Origin of the sequence: Marinococcus luteus (assembly GCF_900106595.1) — a bacterium.
GTDB lineage: Bacteria > Bacillota > Bacilli > Bacillales > Marinococcaceae > Marinococcus > Marinococcus luteus.
On the sequence record NZ_FNNC01000008.1, the window covers coordinates 38,643 to 58,825 of the forward strand.

Annotated in this window: 20 protein-coding genes, 1 rRNA gene and 1 other annotated feature; all 21 genes read right to left on the reverse strand. The window is 47.7% G+C overall.

All coding sequences use genetic code 11. The features are described 5' to 3' along the window. Positions 1–161: 161 nt before the first annotated feature. Positions 162–695 (reverse strand): transcription termination/antitermination protein NusG, encoded by a 534-nt coding sequence (nusG, locus tag BLV22_RS14370; protein WP_091616735.1) that lies wholly within the window; start codon positions 693–695, stop codon positions 162–164. Between the two features lie 55 nt (positions 696–750). Then, positions 751–948, reverse strand: coding sequence for a preprotein translocase subunit SecE (secE, locus tag BLV22_RS14375; protein ID WP_091616737.1), 198 nt, complete (start codon positions 946–948; stop codon positions 751–753). A 296-nt stretch (positions 949–1,244) separates the two neighbouring features. Further along, positions 1,245–2,774 carry a glycerol kinase GlpK gene (glpK, locus tag BLV22_RS14380; RefSeq protein WP_091616739.1) on the reverse strand — a complete coding sequence of 510 codons (1,530 nt, stop codon included), beginning with the start codon at positions 2,772–2,774 and terminating at the stop codon, positions 1,245–1,247. Positions 2,775–2,807: 33 nt separating this feature from the next. Next, positions 2,808–3,635 carry an MIP/aquaporin family protein gene (locus tag BLV22_RS14385; RefSeq protein WP_091616741.1) on the reverse strand — a complete coding sequence of 276 codons (828 nt, stop codon included), beginning with the start codon at positions 3,633–3,635 and terminating at the stop codon, positions 2,808–2,810. A 350-nt stretch (positions 3,636–3,985) separates the two neighbouring features. Next, complete coding sequence (gene sigH, locus BLV22_RS14390; RefSeq protein WP_425433817.1) at positions 3,986–4,636, reverse strand: RNA polymerase sporulation sigma factor SigH; 651 nt, start codon at positions 4,634–4,636, stop codon at positions 3,986–3,988. Positions 4,637–4,715: 79 nt separating this feature from the next. Next, positions 4,716–5,228, reverse strand: coding sequence for an NYN domain-containing protein (locus BLV22_RS14395; protein ID WP_091616745.1), 513 nt, complete (start codon positions 5,226–5,228; stop codon positions 4,716–4,718). Then, positions 5,225–5,977, reverse strand: coding sequence for a 23S rRNA (guanosine(2251)-2'-O)-methyltransferase RlmB (gene rlmB, locus BLV22_RS14400; RefSeq protein WP_091616747.1), 753 nt, complete (start codon positions 5,975–5,977; stop codon positions 5,225–5,227). Before rlmB ends, BLV22_RS14395 begins: the two co-directional genes overlap by 4 nt. Next, positions 5,974–6,390, reverse strand: a complete 417-nt coding sequence (locus tag BLV22_RS14405) for a Mini-ribonuclease 3 (protein WP_091616749.1) — start codon at positions 6,388–6,390, stop codon at positions 5,974–5,976. Before BLV22_RS14405 ends, rlmB begins: the two co-directional genes overlap by 4 nt. Before the next feature lies 1 nt (position 6,391). Further along, complete coding sequence (cysS, locus tag BLV22_RS14410) at positions 6,392–7,786, reverse strand: cysteine--tRNA ligase (protein WP_091616751.1); 1,395 nt, start codon at positions 7,784–7,786, stop codon at positions 6,392–6,394. After that, positions 7,786–8,460: a serine O-acetyltransferase EpsC gene (gene epsC / locus BLV22_RS14415; RefSeq protein ID WP_091616753.1), complete on the reverse strand. Its 675-nt coding sequence runs from the start codon at positions 8,458–8,460 to the stop codon at positions 7,786–7,788. The genes cysS and epsC overlap by 1 nt, the downstream gene beginning before the upstream one ends. A gap of 89 nt (positions 8,461–8,549) precedes the next feature. After that, positions 8,550–8,765, reverse strand: a binding site (T-box leader). Between the two features lie 9 nt (positions 8,766–8,774). Continuing rightward, entirely contained in the window at positions 8,775–10,235 is a 1,461-nt protein-coding gene (gltX, locus tag BLV22_RS14420) for a glutamate--tRNA ligase (protein ID WP_218130608.1), read from the reverse strand. Positions 10,236–10,291: 56 nt separating this feature from the next. Further along, positions 10,292–10,771, reverse strand: a complete 480-nt coding sequence (ispF, locus tag BLV22_RS14425) for a 2-C-methyl-D-erythritol 2,4-cyclodiphosphate synthase (RefSeq protein ID WP_091616755.1) — start codon at positions 10,769–10,771, stop codon at positions 10,292–10,294. Beyond that, positions 10,771–11,466, reverse strand: a complete 696-nt coding sequence (gene ispD / locus BLV22_RS14430; RefSeq protein WP_091616757.1) for a 2-C-methyl-D-erythritol 4-phosphate cytidylyltransferase — start codon at positions 11,464–11,466, stop codon at positions 10,771–10,773. The genes ispF and ispD overlap by 1 nt, the downstream gene beginning before the upstream one ends. A 239-nt stretch (positions 11,467–11,705) precedes the next feature. Beyond that, positions 11,706–12,830 (reverse strand): PIN/TRAM domain-containing protein, encoded by a 1,125-nt coding sequence (locus BLV22_RS14440; RefSeq protein ID WP_091616761.1) that lies wholly within the window; start codon positions 12,828–12,830, stop codon positions 11,706–11,708. A 183-nt stretch (positions 12,831–13,013) separates the two neighbouring features. Continuing rightward, on the reverse strand, positions 13,014–14,402 hold the full coding sequence (gene radA / locus BLV22_RS14445) for a DNA repair protein RadA (RefSeq protein ID WP_091616763.1): 1,389 nt from the start codon (positions 14,400–14,402) through the stop codon (positions 13,014–13,016). 129 nt (positions 14,403–14,531) lie between these two features. Continuing rightward, entirely contained in the window at positions 14,532–16,988 is a 2,457-nt protein-coding gene (gene clpC / locus BLV22_RS14450; protein ID WP_091616765.1) for an ATP-dependent protease ATP-binding subunit ClpC, read from the reverse strand. 30 nt (positions 16,989–17,018) lie between these two features. Beyond that, the gene (gene mcsB / locus BLV22_RS14455; protein ID WP_091616766.1) at positions 17,019–18,083 is read right to left on the reverse strand and encodes a protein-arginine kinase McsB; all 1,065 of its coding nucleotides are present in this window, start codon (positions 18,081–18,083) and stop codon (positions 17,019–17,021) included. Continuing rightward, a complete protein-coding gene (mcsA, locus tag BLV22_RS14460; protein WP_091616768.1) occupies positions 18,083–18,652 on the reverse strand; it encodes a protein-arginine kinase activator protein McsA in 570 nt (189 codons plus the stop codon). Before mcsA ends, mcsB begins: the two co-directional genes overlap by 1 nt. Positions 18,653–18,666: 14 nt before the next feature. Beyond that, positions 18,667–19,131, reverse strand: a complete 465-nt coding sequence (locus BLV22_RS14465; protein ID WP_079475078.1) for a CtsR family transcriptional regulator — start codon at positions 19,129–19,131, stop codon at positions 18,667–18,669. Between the two features lie 141 nt (positions 19,132–19,272). Continuing rightward, positions 19,273–19,983: an MgtC/SapB family protein gene (locus BLV22_RS14470; protein ID WP_091616770.1), complete on the reverse strand. Its 711-nt coding sequence runs from the start codon at positions 19,981–19,983 to the stop codon at positions 19,273–19,275. Positions 19,984–20,088: 105 nt separating this feature from the next. Continuing rightward, a 5S ribosomal RNA gene (gene rrf, locus BLV22_RS14475) occupies positions 20,089–20,183 on the reverse strand; the annotation flags it as partial.

Here is a 20,183-nt window from a genome sequence, read left to right on the forward strand (position 1 = left end):
CCGTGATGTGGTAGCCGGATACAATGTATCCTCCCACTCATTCTAAAACACCATGTGCTTTAGGCTGTGATATCTTTCAATACCAAACAGGATGATTTTATCACCTGCAGCCAAAATAAGCAATGGTTAATTCGTGAGTGAGCGGAAACTGTAAGCCGGATCTAGATTTTTTCTACTTGAGTAAACTCCAGTTCGACCGGTGTTTCGCGGCCGAACATGTTTACATAAACTTTGACCTTCTGCTTCTCTGCATTAATTTCTTCCACTGTGCCGGTGAAATCAGCAAATGGCCCTTCAGTAACCTTCACTGCTTCTTTAAGTTCAAAATCAACCTCTGCCTTCGGTTCCTTCTCGCCCATCTGACCGAGAATGGCATCCACTTCATCCGGCAGCAGCGGCGTCGGCTTCGACCCGGCACCTGTCGATCCGATAAACCCGGTTACTCCGGGCGTATTGCGGACCACGTACCAGGAGTCGTCTGTCATTACCATTTCAACAATGACATACCCGGGGAACACCTTTTTGGAGACTGTTTTGCTCTTTCCATTTTTAGTTTCCGTTTCTTCTTCCACAGGAACCAGCACACGGAAGATCTTATCCGTCATCCCCATGGATTCCACCCGTTTTTCCAGGTTTGTTTTCACTTTGTTTTCATAGCCCGAGTAAGTATGGACTACATACCAGCTTTTTTCCATATCTAGAGTGGGAACTAAGTCCCTTCCCTCCTTTATTCCAAACGTTCAACCATTACTACTCCAAAAATATACGAACAAGCTCAGAAAGCCCTAAATCGATAACGGCAAAATAGATCACAAAAAAGATGATAGTCAGTACCGTGACAATTGTATATTTCGTTAGCTCTTTGCGTGTCGGCCATGTAACACGCTTCATTTCCTGCCCTACTTCTTTGAGAAAGCGGATAGGGCTTTTTTTCGTACCCCCAGCCATGCAGCCACCTCCATCAACCGGTGTTTACGGTTATAGAATTATTAATATAAGGTCTCGTACGAACAAAATATCTGCATCTTTTTCTGCATCGCATGTACCATCAGGCTTCTTCGCCCCGGTTGTTTTCAACCATTAAAAAAACAGCCGCTCCTAAGGGCTCTGCGGTCTGTTTGCTTTAGGTGCACATATATTTCTACCAATATCAATCATAAACAACTTCCGCACTATAATCAAGAAGAAATTAAAGAGCATATAAAAACCGGCGCTCCCCGGAAGCGCCGGTCCCTTCATGATTATTAGTTAGCTGACTGTGTTGGTGCTTTCTTTTTTCCCGGCTTGAAGGCTCTGGTAGCGTCCACCGCTTCTTTCCAGCCTTCATACAGTTCTGTTCTCGTATCTTCATTAATCTGCGGATCAAACTGTTTCTCTTTCTTCCACTGCTTTTTCACTTCTTCTTTGCTGCTCCAGAAGCCAGTAGCAATTCCCGCTAAATACGCTGCTCCCATCGCAGTTGTTTCAGTAACAGCCGGGCGCTCTACGGGCACACCGACAATGTCGCTTTGAAACTGCATCAGGAAATCATTTGAAACGGCTCCACCGTCAACACGGAGAGATTTCACTTCAATACCAGAGTCCGTTTCCATTGCGCCGAGAACATCTTTGGTCTGATACGCAAGCGACTCAAGCGTTGCTCTTACGAAATGCTCTTTTTCCGTTCCGCGGCTGAGTCCAAAAATAGCTCCGCGCGCTTCACTGTCCCAATAAGGAGCTCCGAGCCCTACGAATGCCGGTACAAAGTATACACCGTTCGTATCATCGACGCGCTCGGCATATTTCTGGCTGTCCGGAGAGTTCGTAAACATCCGAAGACCGTCCCGGAGCCACTGAATAGCCGATCCGGCTACGAAAATACTTCCTTCAAGAGCATATTCAACTTTCCCGTCAATTCCCCAGGCAATCGTGGTCAGCAGTCCATTATTTGACGGCACTGGTTTATCTCCGGTATGCATCAGCATAAAGCAGCCGGTGCCATACGTGTTCTTTGCCATTCCTTTTTCAAAGCATGCCTGGCCGAACAGGGCAGCGTGCTGGTCTCCTGCTACGCCGGCAATCGGAACTTCCTGGCCGAAGAAGTGGTAATCCACCGTATTGGCATACACTTCGGAAGAAGAACGCACTTCCGGCAGCATGCTCTTCGGCACGCCAAGGACATTAAGCAGTTCGTCATCCCACTGCAGATCATAAATATTGTACATAAGCGTACGGCCGGCATTGGTATAGTCCGTTACATGTGCTTTCCCTCCGGACAGCTTCCAGATGAGCCACGTATCGATGGTACCAAACAGAAGATCTCCGTTATCCGCTTTTTCCCGGGCACCATCCACATTATCGAGAATCCACTTTACTTTCGTTCCTGAGAAATAAGCATCAATCAGAAGACCGGTTTTATTTCGGAACATTTCCCCGTACCCCTGCTCGTTCAGCTCGTTGCAAATATCCATCGTCTGCCGCGACTGCCATACAATTGCGTTATAGACAGGACGCCCCGTGTGTTTGTCCCATACAACCGCTGTTTCACGCTGGTTCGTGATCCCAATCGCGTTAATCTCTTCAGCCTGGATATTATTTTCACCAAGCACCTCTGCAAGCACTGCAAGGACGGAAGTCCAGATTTCCTGGGCGTTATGTTCCACCCAGCCGGATTTTGGGAAGTACTGCTTGAATTCTCTTTGCGCGGTGCCTACAATTTCTCCTTCTTTGTTAAAGATAATGGCACGCGAGCTTGTTGTTCCCTGGTCGATTGCTAAAATGTATTTCTTCTCCATCCGCTTCATCTCCTCTTTCGTATATAAGTTATATTAGTTTTTCACTTCAGGGTTGGACATGATTGTTTTTCCAGAACGTTTGCCCATGTAGTACAGGCTTCCCAGGAAAATTGCTACGACGACCGAGTAAATCATTAAGGCCACTGCACCTTCTCCTAAGAAGAACGACCGGTAAACCATTGCACCGAACACACCGCCGGCAGCCGGAGCTACGACTGGAATCCAGGCGTAGGACCAGTTGGAGTCTCTTTTACCCGGGATTGGCAGCAGGGCGTGTGCGATCCGAGGGCCAAGGTCACGGGCCGGGTTGATAGCATATCCCGTTGTACCACCGAGAGAGAGACCGATCGCAAGAATCAGAAAGCCGACAATCAGCGGATTTAATCCTTCAGTGAACTGGTTGGCCCCAATTCCTAAAATACCTCCGACAAGAACAGCTGTACCGATAAATTCACTTAAGAAGTTATTAAACCGGTTCGGAAGAGCAGGGTCAGTCGAAAATACCCCGAGCTTTGTATTCGAGTCTTCCGTTTCTTTCCAGTGACCGAGAAAGTGAAGATAAACTACAACCCCGCCTAGTCCGGCACCAATCAATTGAGCAATAATATAGCCTGGAACCTGAGCCCATGCGAACTCCCCAACAGAAGCAAGACCGAGCGTTACCGCCGGGTTAATGTGCGCTCCGGAGAACTGACCTACTGCGTAGATAGCCATCGCCACCGCAAACCCCCACCCAAGCGCTACAACAATCCAGCCAGCACCCTGAGCTTTGGATTTATTCAGACTTACGTTTGCAACTACGCCGCCGCCGAAGATAATAAGAATCATCGTACCGATAAGTTCCGCTAAATAAACAGACATTTCTTCTTCCTCCTTTTTTATTTAAAGCTTACTTATCGTCATAACGTTAGGCGGTTCCTCTTATTATTTGTTGCGGCGCCATAAGACCCAGACCTTTAAACCCGGTTTCCTTCCAGAAAAACGCTTTCATAATAATGGATGAAAATTAGCATGAATACTCGGAAGCAACCGGGCGAGCCTAGAAAAGCCGCACACGTATCCCAATGGAATGACTGGTGTGCGGCTTTCATATACTCAACCTAACGTATTAACTTAAATAAATCTTACCACTATAAGAAAACGCTGTCAATCATTTGTCACATAATTATTTTTGATTTTTCTGAAATTAAAAGGTTTACAAAGCCCGTCTTTCAAGAGATTAACGCATTCCACTCTTCACACTTTTCGAGTTTCCGCTTGATTCTCTGAAGCGCATTATCGATCGATTTATTCCTTCTACCGAGCAGGCCGGACATTTCCTGGTAGGAGCGGCCATCGATGTAAAGCTGCAGCACCTGCTGTTCCAGTTCACTCAGCACACTGCCAATTTTCGCTTCCATGTCCTCCTGCTTTTCCCTGATAATCAGCAGATCCTCCGGACTTTTGGCGTGGGTCTCTACTAAAATATCAAGCAGCGGTCGTTCCGAGTCTTCCTCATACACTGGCTTATCCAACGAGATATATGAGTTCAGCGGCGAATGTTTCTGCCTTGTCGCCGTCTTTATAGCCGTAATAATCTGCCTCGTAATACACAACTCAGCAAAGGCACGGAATGAGGATAGTTTGTCCCCCCGGAAATCTCGTACAGCTTTATACAGCCCGATCATTCCTTCTTGTATAATATCTTCATAATCTCCCCCGATGAGAAAATACGATCGCGATTTCGCCCGCACCAAATGCCGGTATTTCTCAATCAGTCGTTCTAACGCCTGGATATCGCCTGCACGTGCAAATTCAATCAGTATTTCATCTTCGGTTCGGGTAGTTTGACGTTGTTCCGGTTTCTTGAGGTCTGTACTCAATACAATCCCTCCGCCCATGCGCGTAGTAGTATAAATATAGAAATCATTATATCGGAGTGTTCATGAGAGCGTCAACTGCCTACAGATCCCTTTTGCGCCATTTGTCGAAAATTTCTGCCATTTCTTCCGTAATAGGAAGGGTAGTCTTATGAATTGCTTTTTTTTGATTCGCGAGTTGCTCTTCAATGCCTTTTTCGACAAGCTTTGTTTCATGCCGGAGCTCCCGGGCTGACTTTCTTAACGCCCCGCTCCCGAACGTCATTGACTGTTCGGCATAATCAGAGGTGGCCACGTGCACTCTCGTTTCCACATTTTTTAACTCCCCGACTAATTTTTCGATGCGCTCATCTGCTGTTTCATGTTCTTTGGTATATACTACCTCCACACGCTTCAGCTGATAGTTTTTTCCAATGCCCGGGACCATGTGGGCATCGAAAACAACAATAACTCTCCATCCTTTATACGCCTGATACTCCGCCATCGCATCAATAAGCCGGTCCCGCGCTTCTTCAAGGTGCCCGGCCCGGAGCGGCTTCAACTCCGGCCAGTCGCCAATCACATTGTATCCATCTACAAGAAGAATGTCCTTCATGGTGTAGGCCTTCCCTTCTCCTGGCGTTTGCGCAGCACTTCATACATTAAAATGCCGCCAGCAACCGAAGCGTTCAGAGAAGTAACCGGCCCGTGCATCGGAATCTGTACCAGAAAGTCACAGGCTTCCTTTACAAGCCGGCTCAACCCCTTTCCTTCATTGCCGATTACCAGGGCAAGCGGCATATCCGCCTGCATCTGCCTGTAATCAGAGGCATTTTCTGTGCCCGTCCCGGCTACCCAAAGGCCTTTGTCCTTTAATTCATCGAGCGTCTTATTAATGTTTGTTACACGGACTACCGGCACGTACTCAACGGCTCCCGCCGATGTTTTTACCACCGTCTGGGTCACGCCAGCCGCCCGTCTTTTTGGAATAATGACGCCGTGCACGCCGGAGGCGTTCGCCGTCCGTATCATGGATCCCAGATTATGAGGGTCCTCCACCCCGTCCAGCACGAGGAAAAAAGGATCCTCATTCTGCTTTTCTGCTTTACGGAATAAATCGTCCATTCCTGCGTACTGATACGCTGGGACAGCAGCCGCTACCCCCTGGTGCACGCCTGCATCGAGCTCATCGAGTTTTTTCTTTGAAACTTCCTGCACCACTATTCCTTTTTTCCCTGCCAGAGCGCGTATTTCCTGGGCTGCTCCTTTTTTGGAAGTGTCTGCGATCATAATTCTTTCAATTTTCCGGTCGGCTTTTAACGCTTCTATAACAGGATTTTTCCCCGCGATCCATTCCTGGCTCATAATGACTGGCCTCTTTCTTGTGTTTTGTCTATCGCAAATGCAATAATTTCGTTCACCCGTTCCTGCCTCCCGGCAAAATACAAATACCCAAGCACTGCTTCAAACGCTGTACTCATACGGTAGGTGGCCAGATCAGCATTTTTGGGGATGCTTCCGGATTTCGCGTTACGTCCCCGCCTGGCCACGGCTGTCTCCTCTTCGGTTAAATACCCTTCATCCCACATGGAACGAAGCACTTCCGCCTGGGCCTGGGCCGATACATAGGAGGTAGCCTGCTTATGCAGCTCCTGCGGCCGTACCTTCCCTTCCGAAATTAAATAATGACGGATGTGGGTTTCGAGCACTGCATCTCCCATATAGGCAAGCGCCAAAGCATTTAACTGCTTTTCATCTACTTTACTATAGTTTATCATGTTACTTCCTCTTCCACCGGGTTCCCTGCGGCGTATCTTCTAATAAAATTCCGTCGTTCTCAAGCTGGTCCCGGATTTCATCGGCACGGGCAAAGTTTTTATTTTTTCTGGCTTCCACCCGCTCTTCGAGAAGCTGTTCGATATCTTCATCGAGCATTTCTTCTTCTTTTTCCAAAGAAACTCCCAGTACGTTTCCGATTTCTGTCATCGTTTCAACAATCGCGTCCAGCGAAGCAATACTTGTCTGCGGCTGCTGCATATATTTATTTGCTTCCCGGGCCAGGTCAAACAGTACACTGATAGCATTTGCCGTGTTGAAGTCATCGTCCATTTCCTCCAGAAAACGCGTCTTGGCCCGTTCGGCTGCCTCCCGGCCTTCCCCGCTGCCGCCGTCCGCGCTTTCGCCCCGGCGGTGCTTGACGTTTTCAAGCGTCGAACGCAATCGTTCCAGGCCGGCCCTGGCTGATTCAAGCAGGTCGTTATCAAAGTTAATAGGATTGCGGTAGTGCGCCTGCATCATGAAAAAGCGGATTACTTCCGGATCATGCTGCTGAATCATGTCATGCACCAGCACAAAATTACCGAGTGATTTCGACATTTTTTCATTATTAATATTAATATAGCCGTTATGCATCCAGTAGTGGGCCATTGGTTTTCCGGTCAATGCTTCCGTCTGGGCAATTTCGTTTTCATGATGGGGAAATTTTAAATCCTGGCCGCCGGCATGGATGTCGATGGTATCTCCCATATATTTTTTCACCATCGCCGAGCATTCAATATGCCACCCCGGGCGTCCTTCGCCCCACGGACTTTCCCACGCAATTTCGTTTTCTTTCGCTTTTTTCCAGAGCGTGAAGTCCATCGGGTCCTCTTTCTGCTCGCCTACTTCAATCCGGGCACCCATCTGCAGATCCCCGACAGACTGAGAAGAAAGCTTTCCGTAGTTTTTGAATTTTTTTGTGCGATAATATACATCGCCGTTTGATTCATAGGCAAATCCCTTTGCGATCAGCTGCTCGATGAACTCGATCATTTCTGCCACTGTTTCGGTCGCCCGCGGATGAAGATCCGCTTTTTCAACTCCCAGTGATGCAATATCTTCAAGGTACGTATCGATAAAGCGATTGGCGAGTGCAGGCACTTCCTCATTCATTTCCTGGGCCGCTTTAATGATTTTGTCATCCACATCGGTGAAGTTCGACACGTAATACACGTTGTATCCGCGGTACATCAGATAGCGGCGCACGGCGTCAAAAACAATAGCGGGACGGGCGTTGCCGATATGAATATAGTTATATACAGTCGGCCCGCACACGTACATCGTAATCCGGTCCGGGTCTATCGGTTGAAACAGCTCTTTTTGATTGGTTAATGAATTATATATATGAATCGCCATTACTGCTCTCTTCCTTTCACCGATTGTTCGTGGTCTGCGCTTTCGCGTTCCGGGAGCCGTTCTTTCAGCATCTCGATTTCCTCTTCGAGTGTACGGATCTTGTCAGCCACCGGATCCGGAAGATTCTGGTGGTCGAGCGAGTTTCTGTTGATCTTCACGCCATCCTGCACAACTACCTTTCCCGGAATACCGACGACCGTTGAATTGGGCGGCACTTCATTCAATACGACCGAACCCGCGCCGATGCGGGAATGCTTTCCGATCGTCATGGAACCGAGCACTTTGGCGCCGCTTGCGATCAATACATGGTCTTCAATCGTCGGGTGCCGCTTGCCTTTTTCCTTCCCCGTGCCGCCTAGAGTAACGCCCTGGAAAATCGTGACGTTATCACCAATTTCACATGTTTCCCCGATAACGACTCCCATGCCGTGATCAATAAACAACCGCTCGCCGACTACCGCCCCCGGATGAATTTCAATTCCGGTGACAAAGCGGCTGAGCTGAGAGATCACGCGGGAGAGAAAAAACATCTTTTTCTTCCACAGCCAATGGGCGAAACGATGAGACCATACTGCGTGTACCCCCGCATACGTGAAGACCACTTCGAGACGGTTCCGCGCTGCCGGGTCCTGATCAAATACGACGTCCAAATCATTTTTCAGCGTTTTCCACATGGTGCTTCCCCACTTTCTATTCCTTCTCTCAAGCTTTCATATTTATATGTTTAGTATATCAATAAAAAAAACGTCTCTGTGCGAATTCGCACAGAGACGCTTTATAGCGCGGTTCCACTCTGTTTAAGCGCCAGGGCCGGCACTTCTCTTTTTGCCGTAACGGGGCACGCCGCCGCTGCCTACTATATTCAGCAGAGGACTCCAGGACGCATTTCAAAAACCGGCTTAGTGCCCTCTCTCAGCCACCGGAGAGCATCTCTGTATAAAGCCTGTTGTTTTTTACTTCTTCCTGTCATAGTTTTACAGATATTTATTTAGGAGGATAGAACCTGCTGCAGTCTTGCCTGCACGACATTTCTTCCGAGGAGCGAAATAGCTGCCGGGAGCTCGGGACCGTGCGTCTGACCGGTCGTTGCCACCCGGACTGGCATAAATAGCTGCTTGCCTTTATAGCCTGTCGCTTTCTGGGTAGCTTTTACCGCTTTTTTCACCGTTTCCGGTTCAAAATCCGGAGCCTCATCCAGTTCTTTAGAGAAGTGCTGCAGTACGGTGCTTACATGCTCCTGCTCGAGCACTTCCCTGGCTTCCTGGGTATAGTCAATTTCTGTTTTGAAGAACAAATCTGTCAGCTCGACAATTTCCGCTGCATAGTGCATCTGTTCCTGATAGATCCCGACAAGCTGCTTGAGCCACTCGTACTGGTCTTCCGAAAGCTCTGCCGGCAGCTTTCCTGCTTCCTGCAGATGCGGAAGTGCAAGCAGTGTCAGACGTTCTGTGTCCGCTTCTTTTACGTACTGATTGTTCATCCAGGCAAGTTTGTCCGTATCAAAGACTGCCGGGGCCTTGGAAACACGCTCAAGCGAAAAATGTTCTTTTAATTCTTCAATGGTAAACAGCTCCTCTTCTCCTTTTGGAGACCACCCGAGCAGTGCCAGGAAGTTCACGATAGCTTCCGGCAGATATCCAAGATCGCGGTACTGTTCTACAAATTGAATGACGGAACCGTCACGCTTGCTCATTTTCTGGCGGTTCGGATTCAAAATCAGTGATGCGTGGGCAAAACGCGGCTTTTCCCAGTCAAAGGCATCGTAGACCAGCGCCTGCCGCGGCGTGTTGGAAAGATGCTCTTCTGCACGGATGACGTGAGAAATTTCCATTAAATGATCATCAATCACTACCGCGAAGTTGTATGTGGGTATGCCGTCTTTGCGGGCAATGACAAAATCACCGATATCGTTAGATTCGAAAATGACGTTTCCTCTTACAACATCATCAATGATGACGCTCTGTCCCTCCGGAACACGGAAACGAACGACCGGCTTAATCCCCTGGTCTTCATAAGCTTTCCGCTGTTCCGGTGTAAGGTCTCTGTCGCGTCCGCTGTATTTCGGTGCTTCGCCGCGGGCCCTCTGCTCTTCTCTTTCCTGGGCAAGCTCTTCTTCTGTCATGTAATCGTAGTAGGCCCTGCCTTCATCGAGAAGGCGCTGAACGTATTCTTTATACAGATCGATTCGCTCCATCGACTGATAAGGCGCATGCGGGCCGCCGACATCCACACTTTCATCCCATTCAATGCCGAGCCAGCGAAGGCTTTCCATTAAACGGGCAGTAGCATCTTCCACATTACGCTCCTGATCTGTATCTTCAATGCGCAGAATAAAATCTCCGCCCTGGCTTCTGGCGAATAAATAATTAAACAGTGCCGAGCGCGCTCCACCGATATGAAGATGGCCGGTCGGACTCGGAGCAAACCGTACACGTACTTTTTCACTCATTTCCTTCACCCTCCGTAGACTTTCTGTTTTTTTATATTCTCTATTTTTACGTATATTTAATCGGCTGGCTGCAGAAGTACAACAGCGTGAGCAGCAATACCTTCTTTTCGGCCGACGAATCCAAGCTTTTCTGTAGTCGTCGCTTTTACATTTACCTGATCCTCTGCTTGTGCTTTCAGCAGTACGCCGATCCGCTTTTTCATTTCCGGAATATGCGGGGCCATTTTTGGCTGCTGGGCCAGGATAGTCGCATCGACATTTCCAAGCTTCCATCCCTTTGCTTGTACAAGACTGCAGGCATGCGCAAGCAGGTCCGCAGAATCAGCATCTTTAAATTCCGGGTCCGTATCCGGGAAATGCCTGCCGATATCGCCCAGCCCGACTGCCCCCAGTATCGCATCTGTTACTGCATGAAGTAAAACGTCTGCATCCGAATGTCCAAGCAGTCCTTTATCGTGAGGAATGTTTATCCCTCCCAGGATTAAAGGACGGCCTTCCTGCAGCTGGTGTACATCATATCCATGTCCAATTCTCATTACTTTCTTCCCTCTCTTCGCTTCTGCAAAATCGCCCGGGCCACCACCATGTCTTCGGGAGTAGTCAGCTTGATATTATCATAGCTTCCTTCCACAATCTTTACCGGCCGGCCCATATATTCCACCAGGCTGGTATCGTCTGTGCCGATAATCTGGTGGGCCGCTGCATAATCGTAAGCTTCTATCACCACTGCAGCCTGAAACGCCTGCGGAGTCTGTACCGCCCACAAGCTGGAACGGTCAATCGTTTCAAGCACCGTCGCCCCGTCTGTACGTTTGACGGTGTCTTTCATTTTTGTGCCAAGTACTGCTGCCCCGGTTTGCTCTGCCTGTTCCACGAGGCGGTGAACATCATCCTGTTCCACGAACGGGCGGGCTCCGTCGTGCACCAGAACCACCCGGTGCTCCGGATGAAGACGCTTCAGCCCTTCATGCACACTGTTCTGGCGCTCGTTTCCACCGACGACCACCTGCTTTACCTTCCGTATGCCCCACTCTTTGAAAAGCTCTTCCATGTCATAAATTTCTGAAGCGTTGGCAACAACAATAATTTCTTTACACCACGGATCCTGCTCGAATACAGATGCAGTATGAATTATTAATGGCCGTTCTTCTAAAACGAGAAACTGTTTATTATGGCCTGCCTGCATTCGTTTCCCCTGGCCGGCTGCAGGAATGACTACCGCATAGTTCATAGTACCTCTCCAATTTCAAGACATTGTGTTCCCGGTGTATGTATCGCGTTTTCTCTGCTCTTAAAGCAAAGTCCGCCTGTTAATAATATGCTGATACCCGAAAAACGCTGTATTTATTCTACCGCACCGCTTATCAAACATTAATTTTACCAAAACTTCCCCTAAAGGAAAAGCTGCCAGCTGTTTATATTTGATGGAAATCCTCATAAAAAAACCCTGTGCAGGCACAGGGCATTTCATTATAAAGCTTTTTCGCGTTTCGATACCTTTGGTTTTGCAAATATCATCCGTCCCGCACTCGTCTGCAGGACACTCGTGACCACCACTTCTATTTCCTGGCCGATATAGCCTTTCCCGCTTTCGACTACAATCATCGTTCCGTCGTCTAAGTATCCAATCCCCTGGCTTTGTTCCTTCCCGTCTTTGATCACCTGGACCACCATTTCCTCACCAGGAAGAACCACCGGTTTTACTGCATTCGCCAAATCATTGATGTTTAACACACTGACGCCTTGAAGGTCGCACACCTTGTTCAAATTAAAATCATTGGTAACGACAATACCATTTCGCACTTTCGCAAGTTTTACCAGCTTGCTGTCCACTTCATGAATATCTTCAAAATCAGTGTCCGTAATCTCTACTTCAATCGGAAGTTCCTTTTGAATACGGTTTAAAATATCGAGCCCGCGACGGCCCCGGTTACGCTTTAATACGTCTGAGGAATCCGCAATATGCTGAAGCTCCTCAAGGACAAACTCAGGGATCACCAGTTTTCCTTCAATAAATCCTGATTGGCAGATATCTGCAATACGCCCGTCAATAATCACGCTTGTATCGAGCAGCTTCTCCCACGCCTGATTTTCTTCTGAAGCTGCTGCAGCGGCCAGTGCTGCTTCTTCCTTTGCTGCAGCGTTTTTTGAACTTGAAAAAAGGCCTAACAGCTCATCACGTTTTTTAAATCCAATCTGGAAGCCAAAGTAGCCGCAAAAAAAGGATAAGAATAAGGGGAGAACAGACTCAATCACCGGAATACGGATAGAATTGAGCGGAAGAGAAATAAGAAAGGCAACCACCAGTCCGAAAATCAGTCCGAGCGTTCCGAACAGCACATCTGTGACAGGAGCCTTCACGACCTTTTCTTCCAGGAATCGCATGCCGTTGACGATTGGCGTCGCGATCCACAGGCTCACGGCCCAAAACACAAACCCAACGATTACCGCTCCTACAGTGGCACCGATATAGGCATTGTAGACCCAGTCAGGAAAAGTATAAAAAGGAAATAAAGAAATAAGTTCAGGAATATAAAGAAATCCTATCGTAATACCGGCAAGAACAAAAAATAACTGTACAATCTTTTCCAACACTTTCCAAACACCTCCTTAAGTGTATTATAAACATTTTTCCTCTGGCACAAACCACTAACGTCATATTTATCATAACTTTAGACAATTTGATACAATATGTTCATAAGATCGTTGAATTTTCTTAATTATTAGGAAAAAGGATAGAGAAGATCCTAATGTGCGATCAGGACCTTCATCTTTAACTTATCTAAGCGGAGCCGGATCAAGTGCAGCATCGAGTGCTTCTTCAAGTGTTTTGACGCCTACTACCTGAATGCCTTCCGGAAATGTCCAGCCGCCGATATTCTTCGATGGAATAATCGCCCGCGAAAACCCGAGCTTCGCTGCTTCTTTCACGCGCTCCTCCACCCGGGAAATACGCCGGATTTCTCCGGTAAGGCCGACTTCTCCCATAACAATGTCGCCCGGGTTCGTGGATTGATTCCGAAAGCTCGAAGCAACACATATAGCAATCCCAAGGTCGACTGCCGGCTCGTCGAGCTTCACTCCCCCGGCGACGTTAATATAGGCATCCTGGTTTTGAAGAAGCATGCCAAGACGCTTTTCAAGCACTGCCATCAGCAACGCAATCCGGTTCTGGTCAATTCCTGTAGCTGTCCGGCGCGGATAAGCATAGCTGGTAGGAGCGATCAGCGCCTGCAGTTCTACAAGCACCGGCCGGGTTCCTTCCAAAGAAGCTACGACAGCTGATCCCGAAGTACCTTCCGTGCGCTCTTCGAGAAAAATTTCTGAAGGATTTGTTACTTCCTTCAGCCCTGCCTCCTTCATTTCAAAGATCCCGATTTCATTCGTCGAGCCAAATCTATTTTTAACAGCCCGTAAAATCCGGTACGTATTATGCTGTTCGCCTTCAAAATAAAGCACGGAATCCACCATATGCTCGAGCATTTTCGGCCCGGCAATTGATCCCTGCTTAGTCATATGGCCAACAACAAATACAGCAATGCCTTGATTTTTTGCAATGTGCATAAACGTCGACGTTGATTCACGCACCTGTGCTACGCTTCCGGGCGCCGACTGGATTTCATCCGAATGGACGGTCTGAATCGAATCGATAATCACAAGATCTGGCTTCACTTCCTCCATCGCCGCTTCGATCCGCTCCATATTTGTTTCTGTAAAGACAAACAGCGTATCTGCTTCCACACCGAGCCGTTCTGCTCTCATTTTCGTCTGCTTGACCGATTCCTCTCCGGAAACATAGAGGACACGGTACTTCTGAGAAGCAAGCAGAGCAGAAACCTGCAGAAGCAGCGTTGACTTCCCAATCCCCGGGTCTCCCCCGACCAACACGAGTGACCCGGGCACGATGCCTCCGCCTAATACTCTGTTTAGTTCGCCTACAGATGTTGAAATGCGGTTTTCCTTTTCTCCGGTTACCTGGGTAATCGGTGTCGGTTTGTCAGCTTCGCTGAATACATTTGCCGCCGGGCGGCGGCTTGATTTCGATGCCGGTGCTTCTTTTTCCTCTACCATCCTATTCCAGTTGCTGCAGGCCGGACAGCGTCCCATCCACTTTTGGGTTTCGTACCCGCACTCCTGGCAGACAAATTTTGTTTTTGCTTTTGCCATACGATCCTCCTCTTTTACTACGAGCTGTATTCATTCCCGTTTCGATCCCGCGAGTTTTTTGTTCATAAAAAGAGAAACAGCTGCCCCCTGACATCAATATGCCACAAGGCAGCTGTTTCGAGTATAGATTTATTGCGCTTTTGCTGTGCCAGTATTCGTTTCAACAATAAACTCGTCGTCTTTCACGTCAATCACAGCGGTATTACCTTCTTCAAGCGTGCCTTTAAGCAGTTCATCAGACAAACGGTCTTCCACGTGACGCTGCAGAGCACGTCTGAGCGGCCGGGCCCCGTATTCAGGATCAAAACCTTCATCAGCAATTTTATCGAGAGCTGCATCGGTAATTTCAATGCTGATACCGTGCTCTTCCACACGTTTTTTAAGCTGCTCTGTCATTAAGCGCACAATCTTTTTGATGTGCTCTTTTTCCAGGCTGTGGAAGACAATGATTTCATCCAGGCGGTTAATAAATTCAGGCCGGAACGTGTTTTTCAGTTCGCCCATGATTTTATCCCGCATATCATCGAATTTCTGCTCAGTGGACTGGGCCGCAAAGCCGACGCTTTTATTTTGACGCAGAGTGCTTGCCCCGACGTTCGATGTCAGGATCAGCGCTGTATTTCTAAAGTCGACCCGGCGTCCTTTGGAGTCGGTAAGAAAACCGTCTTCAAGTACTTGAAGCAGAATGTTAAATACTTCCGGGTGAGCTTTTTCAATTTCGTCCAGCAAAATCACGGAGTACGGATTGCGGCGCACTTTTTCTGTCAGCTGGCCGCCTTCTTCATAGCCGACATAGCCTGGAGGAGAACCAACCAGACGGCTCGTCGCGTGCCGTTCCATATATTCGGACATATCGATCCGGATAATCGACTCTTCATCGCCAAATAACGTTTCTGCCACAGCGCGTGCCAGTTCTGTTTTACCTACACCGGTAGGCCCGAGGAAGATAAAGGAGCCGATCGGCCGTTTTGGATCTTTCAAGCCGGCACGGGCACGGCGCACTGCTTTGGAAATAGCGTTAACTGCTTCGTCCTGGCCAACGACCCGGTTATGCAGAATATCTTCCATATGAAGCAGACGGTCCGTTTCTTCTTCTGCAAGTTTGGATACCGGTACGCCTGTCCAGCTTGAAACCACCTGAGCGATATCTTCTGTCGTAATCGCAGAGTTTTCCTGTCCCTGCTTTTCTTTCCATTCATTTTTCATTTCTTCGACTTCTGCACGCAGCCGCTGTTCGGAATCACGGAGTGAGGCAGCTTTTTCGAATTCCTGGCTCTGAACTGCCGCATCTTTTTCCTTGCGCGTTTCTTCGAGGTTCTGCTCGAGTTCTTTCAGATTCGGTGGCGCTGTATAAGAACGCAGGCGCACCCGTGAACCTGCTTCGTCGATTAAGTCGATTGCTTTATCCGGCAGGAAACGGTCCGAAATGTAACGGTCCGATAATTTTACTGCCTGTTCAATCGCCTCGTCCCCGATAGTTACCCGGTGATGAGCTTCGTAACGGTCTCTCAGACCGGCAAGAATTTGAATGGATTCTTCAAGTGTCGGTTCGTTCACTTGAATTGGCTGGAAACGGCGCTCAAGCGCGGCATCCTTTTCAATATACTTGCGGTATTCATCCAGGGTGGTCGCACCGATGCACTGAAGCTCTCCGCGTGCGAGTGACGGCTTCAGGATGTTCGAAGCATCGATTGCACCTTCTGCACCGCCGGCACCAATTAATGTATGCAGTTCATCAATGAACAGCAGCACATTTCCGGACTGACGAATTTCTTCCATTACTTTCTTCAAACGGTCTTCAAATTCACCGCGGTATTTCGTACCAGCAACAACGGTACCCATATCGAGAGTCATAACCCGCTTATTGCGGAGCGTTTCCGGCACTTCATTGGAAACGATCGACAGTGCCAGGCCTTCAGCGATAGCTGTTTTACCTACACCAGGCTCCCCGATAAGAACCGGGTTGTTTTTTGTCCGGCGGCTTAATACCTGAATAACACGTTCAATTTCCTGGCTTCTTCCGATCACTGGATCAAGGCCTTCTTCTTTCGCTACTGCCGTCAGGTCTCTTGCTAAACTGTCAAGAGTCGGCGTATTGGCGCTTCCTCCTGCTCCTGGAGCCTGCTGGCTTCCAGAACTCGAAGCCCCTTCATTGCTTCCGAGAAGCTGAAGTACCTGCTGGCGGGCTTTGTTCAGGCTCACCCCGAGATTATTCAGTACCCGGGCTGCAACGCCTTCTCCTTCACGAATTAAGCCTAGCAGAATATGCTCTGTGCCAACATAGGAATGGCCAAGTTTTCTTGCCTCATCCATGGAAAGCTCAATAACTTTTTTCGCCCGGGGAGTATAATGAATCGTTTTAGAGCCCTGCTGACCGGTGCCGATAAGGGTTTCCACCTCCTGCTGAATCTGGTCTGTATCCAAATTCAGTGCCTGGAGAGCTTTTGCAGCGATACCCTCACCTTCACGCACTAAACCGAGCAGAATATGCTCTGTTCCTATATTATTATGGCCAAGGCGGATAGCTTCTTCCTGAGCTAGCGCCAATACTTTTTGCGCTCGTTCTGTAAAACGGCCGAACATCATGTTGCACGCACCTCCTACGCATTGGTAAATCTATAGTTCAAGTTTTATTCTTTCACGGATCACATTTGCCCGTCTTATATCTGCTTCTTCCTGAGTCAGCGATTCTCCTGCATACTGTTCAAGAAAACCAGGCTGCGTCAGTAACATAAGTTCATTTAAAATATTACCCGAAATCCCTTTAATTAAATCCAGATCGATACCAAGCCTTACATCTGATAAACGGTTGGCAGCCTCTTTAGTCGTCATCGTGCGGCTGTAAGCAAGGATTCCGTAGGACCTGAACACCCGGTCTTCGAGCTTCACCCTTGAAGAGATGAGCAGAGACTCACGTGCATGACGTTCTCTTTGAATCACCTGCATTACTACGCCACGCAGATCTTCAATGATATCTTTTTCAGATTTTCCCAATGTCATCTGGTTGGAAATTTGAAAAAGGTTGCCGAGTGCTTCACTGCCTTCTCCATAAATGCCTCTTACGACCAGGCCAAGCTGATGAATAGCCGGAAGAATACGACTGAGTTGGTTGGTCCATACTAAAGCAGGCAGGTGTACCATTACCGAAGCTCTCATACCTGTTCCTACATTTGTCGGGCAGCTTGTTAAGTAACCGAGCCGTTCGTCAAAGGCATAGGTAAGGTTTGCTTCCGCCCAATCATCCAGACGGTCAGCTTCATTATAACATTCTTCAAGCTGCATGCCGTTACTCAGACATTGAAGACGCAAATGATCTTCCTCATTAACCATAATACTGATTGATTCATCGTTATTCAAAAGAACAGCACTATGTTCCGTGTTTTTTATTAAATACGGGCTGACAAGATGTTTTTCCACCAGTACCTGCCGTTCATTCGGACGAAGCTCATTCATATTCAACGCTTCAAGAGAGCCCACTTTTTCTGATTGGTTCAACAGAGTGGAGGAAGCATAGCGCAGAAGTGTTGCACTTGCTTCTTCTGAAGCAAAAACAGGGAAGGGATACTGCTCTATATTACGAGCAAGCCGGATCCGGGTGCTGAGAGCAATATCGCCTTCCGGTCCCGGTCCTTCCTGCATCCACGGGCTGATCGCTTCTGAAAAAAAGTGTTCGGATGCCATCAGCTGTCTCCCTCCCTTCCCTGAAACTGCTTTTCAAGGGTACGGATTTCGTCTCGTAATTCCGCAGCTTTTTCAAACTCTTCATTTTGGACGAGAATGTTAATCTGGCGTTTTTTCTCCTCCAGCTCCCTTTGGGCATGCAGCTTCTCGTGCCTGTGTTTTGGAACTTTACCGGTATGATTGGTATTGCCGCTGTGCACCCGGCGAAAAACAGGAGTCAGCTTCGATTCAAATGCGTGATAACAATGCGCACAGCCCAAACGACCAGTTTTAGTGAACTGCTTATACGTCAGTCCGCAGTTGTCGCATGTCAGCGGCCTGTTTGCTTTTTTCGGCTGTTTTTTTTCAGCGTTTCCAGCAGTACTGGGCTGATCCATATTTAATAAGTCCGACAATAAGTCCTGGATTGTATAGCCGCCCGCAGCCGACATGAAAGAATGCTCCGTTTCAGAAGATTCCCCCTGTTCTTTTGCACACTCTTCGCATAAATGAAGCTCTGTTTTAGCCCCATTGACGATTTTCGTGTAATGCAAAGAGGCCGGGCGCTGACCGCAATTCTGACAGATCATATATCTTCCCTCCCCTATTCATAGCGCAGACTTTCTATCATAGCTTGCATGATCCGCGCACGAACAATATCCCTTTCTTCTGGATACTTTAAGGCCAGTATAGACCTATCAACTGCCGCAAGCATCAAATTTGCTTCACGCTTATTTACCACTTTTTCCTCAAACAAACGCATAATAACGCTCTCTGCCGTTCTTTGATCAATACCGTGTCCTACAAGATCTGAAACTTGCCGAAGCAGTTCTGCGTGATCTGAAATTTTAGCCCTTGTAATTCGTATATACCCGCCACCACCACGTTTACTCTCTACTACATAGCCTTTTTCAATAGTAAAACGCGTGCTTATGACATAATTAATCTGGGAGGGGACACACTCAAAGCGCTTTGCAAGTTCACTTCTTTTAATTTCAATTAGATCCTGTTCACTCTGTGTTAAAATTTGTTTCAAGTAATTTTCAATAACATCAGACATGCTTTTCATTCCCGCGACCTCCTCTCCGCCCCGGTTCGTCTTGCTATTATCAAAAAATTGATTTTGACTATCTTTGACTATAATATATAATATTATTCAACTGTTTTCAAGCTAGAGGAAGGCAAAATGAAAAATCCGCCCTGTGATATATTAATCATAGGACGGATTCAGCTCTATTTCTTTTATGCTCTCTATTTTATATAAAGACTGATACAGTTCTGTTTCAGCTATCCCATCCGGCAGTTGAATTTTAATATAATAATGAAGGAGAAGTGCTTCATCATTATCAAATTCCTTACCCTTAATTTTTTGAACTTGAACTTTCATACTCTCCAGACGTTGAATCGTCTCGCCGAGCTCGTTTGCTTTTTTGTCCATAGCTATAAACAATACGTCCGTATCAGAAACGTTTTTAAACCATTTGTCTACGTGGCTTAAAAAGATAAGACTTGTCAATACAAGGACCGTCGCGGCAATACCAGCAAAAAACATGCCTGCTCCTATAGTCAAGCCGATAGCAGCGACTATCCATATGGAAGCAGCGGTAGTCAGCCCCCGGATAGAAGCACCTTGGACTATAATGGTACCAGCGCCAAGGAAGCCAATCCCGCTTATTACATAAGAAGCCAGACGTGAAGGATCATAAGCAACCAGATCCCCATTTTGGTTTAAATAATCCTGAAAGCCAAATAAAGCAAGCAGCATTACTAAACAGGATCCGGTCCCAACCAGCATGTGGGTTCGAAAACCAGCTGGATGGCCTTTCGATTCCCGCTCAATTCCTATAACTCCCGCCAAAAAGGCAGCAAGAATTAAACGAATGAGTATAGTGATTGATTCATATTCCATCCACTGCTCCATCCGAGTCACATCCTTTCATTTATTATATCCTATCTTTTTTACTTTGTTTAAAGCTCCCTCATATAAAAAAACCGCCTCCCTCCGAAAAGGGAAACGGTTTAACTCGCCCGGCGGCGATCTACTTTCACGGGGGGAGAACCCCCGGCTATCATCAACGCTGAAGAGCTTAACTTCCGTGTTCGGCATGGGAACGGGTGGAT

Coding starts and splice junctions, on each gene's coding strand:
- BLV22_RS14385 (WP_091616741.1), bottom strand. CDS start 3,635: ATGTCTGTTTATTTAGCGGAACTTATCGGTACGATGATTCTTATTATC.
- mcsA (WP_091616768.1), bottom strand. CDS start 18,652: ATGATCTGTCAGAATTGCGGTCAGCGCCCGGCCTCTTTGCATTACACG.
- ispF (WP_091616755.1), bottom strand. CDS start 10,771: ATGAGAATTGGACATGGATATGATGTACACCAGCTGCAGGAAGGCCGT.
- radA (WP_091616763.1), bottom strand. CDS start 14,402: ATGGCAAAAGCAAAAACAAAATTTGTCTGCCAGGAGTGCGGGTACGAA.
- BLV22_RS14465 (WP_079475078.1), bottom strand. CDS start 19,131: ATGAAAAGCATGTCTGATGTTATTGAAAATTACTTGAAACAAATTTTA.
- BLV22_RS14405 (WP_091616749.1), bottom strand. CDS start 6,390: ATGATAAACTATAGTAAAGTAGATGAAAAGCAGTTAAATGCTTTGGCG.
- gltX (WP_218130608.1), bottom strand. CDS start 10,235: ATGAGTGAAAAAGTACGTGTACGGTTTGCTCCGAGTCCGACCGGCCAT.
- rlmB (WP_091616747.1), bottom strand. CDS start 5,977: ATGAGCCAGGAATGGATCGCGGGGAAAAATCCTGTTATAGAAGCGTTA.
- secE (WP_091616737.1), bottom strand. CDS start 948: ATGGCTGGGGGTACGAAAAAAAGCCCTATCCGCTTTCTCAAAGAAGTA.
- nusG (WP_091616735.1), bottom strand. CDS start 695: ATGGAAAAAAGCTGGTATGTAGTCCATACTTACTCGGGCTATGAAAAC.
- BLV22_RS14395 (WP_091616745.1), bottom strand. CDS start 5,228: ATGAAGGACATTCTTCTTGTAGATGGATACAATGTGATTGGCGACTGG.
- BLV22_RS14470 (WP_091616770.1), bottom strand. CDS start 19,983: ATGGAGCAGTGGATGGAATATGAATCAATCACTATACTCATTCGTTTA.
- ispD (WP_091616757.1), bottom strand. CDS start 11,466: ATGAACTATGCGGTAGTCATTCCTGCAGCCGGCCAGGGGAAACGAATG.
- glpK (WP_091616739.1), bottom strand. CDS start 2,774: ATGGAGAAGAAATACATTTTAGCAATCGACCAGGGAACAACAAGCTCG.
- epsC (WP_091616753.1), bottom strand. CDS start 8,460: ATGTGGAAAACGCTGAAAAATGATTTGGACGTCGTATTTGATCAGGAC.
- clpC (WP_091616765.1), bottom strand. CDS start 16,988: ATGATGTTCGGCCGTTTTACAGAACGAGCGCAAAAAGTATTGGCGCTA.
- cysS (WP_091616751.1), bottom strand. CDS start 7,786: ATGGCGATTCATATATATAATTCATTAACCAATCAAAAAGAGCTGTTT.
- mcsB (WP_091616766.1), bottom strand. CDS start 18,083: ATGGCATCCGAACACTTTTTTTCAGAAGCGATCAGCCCGTGGATGCAG.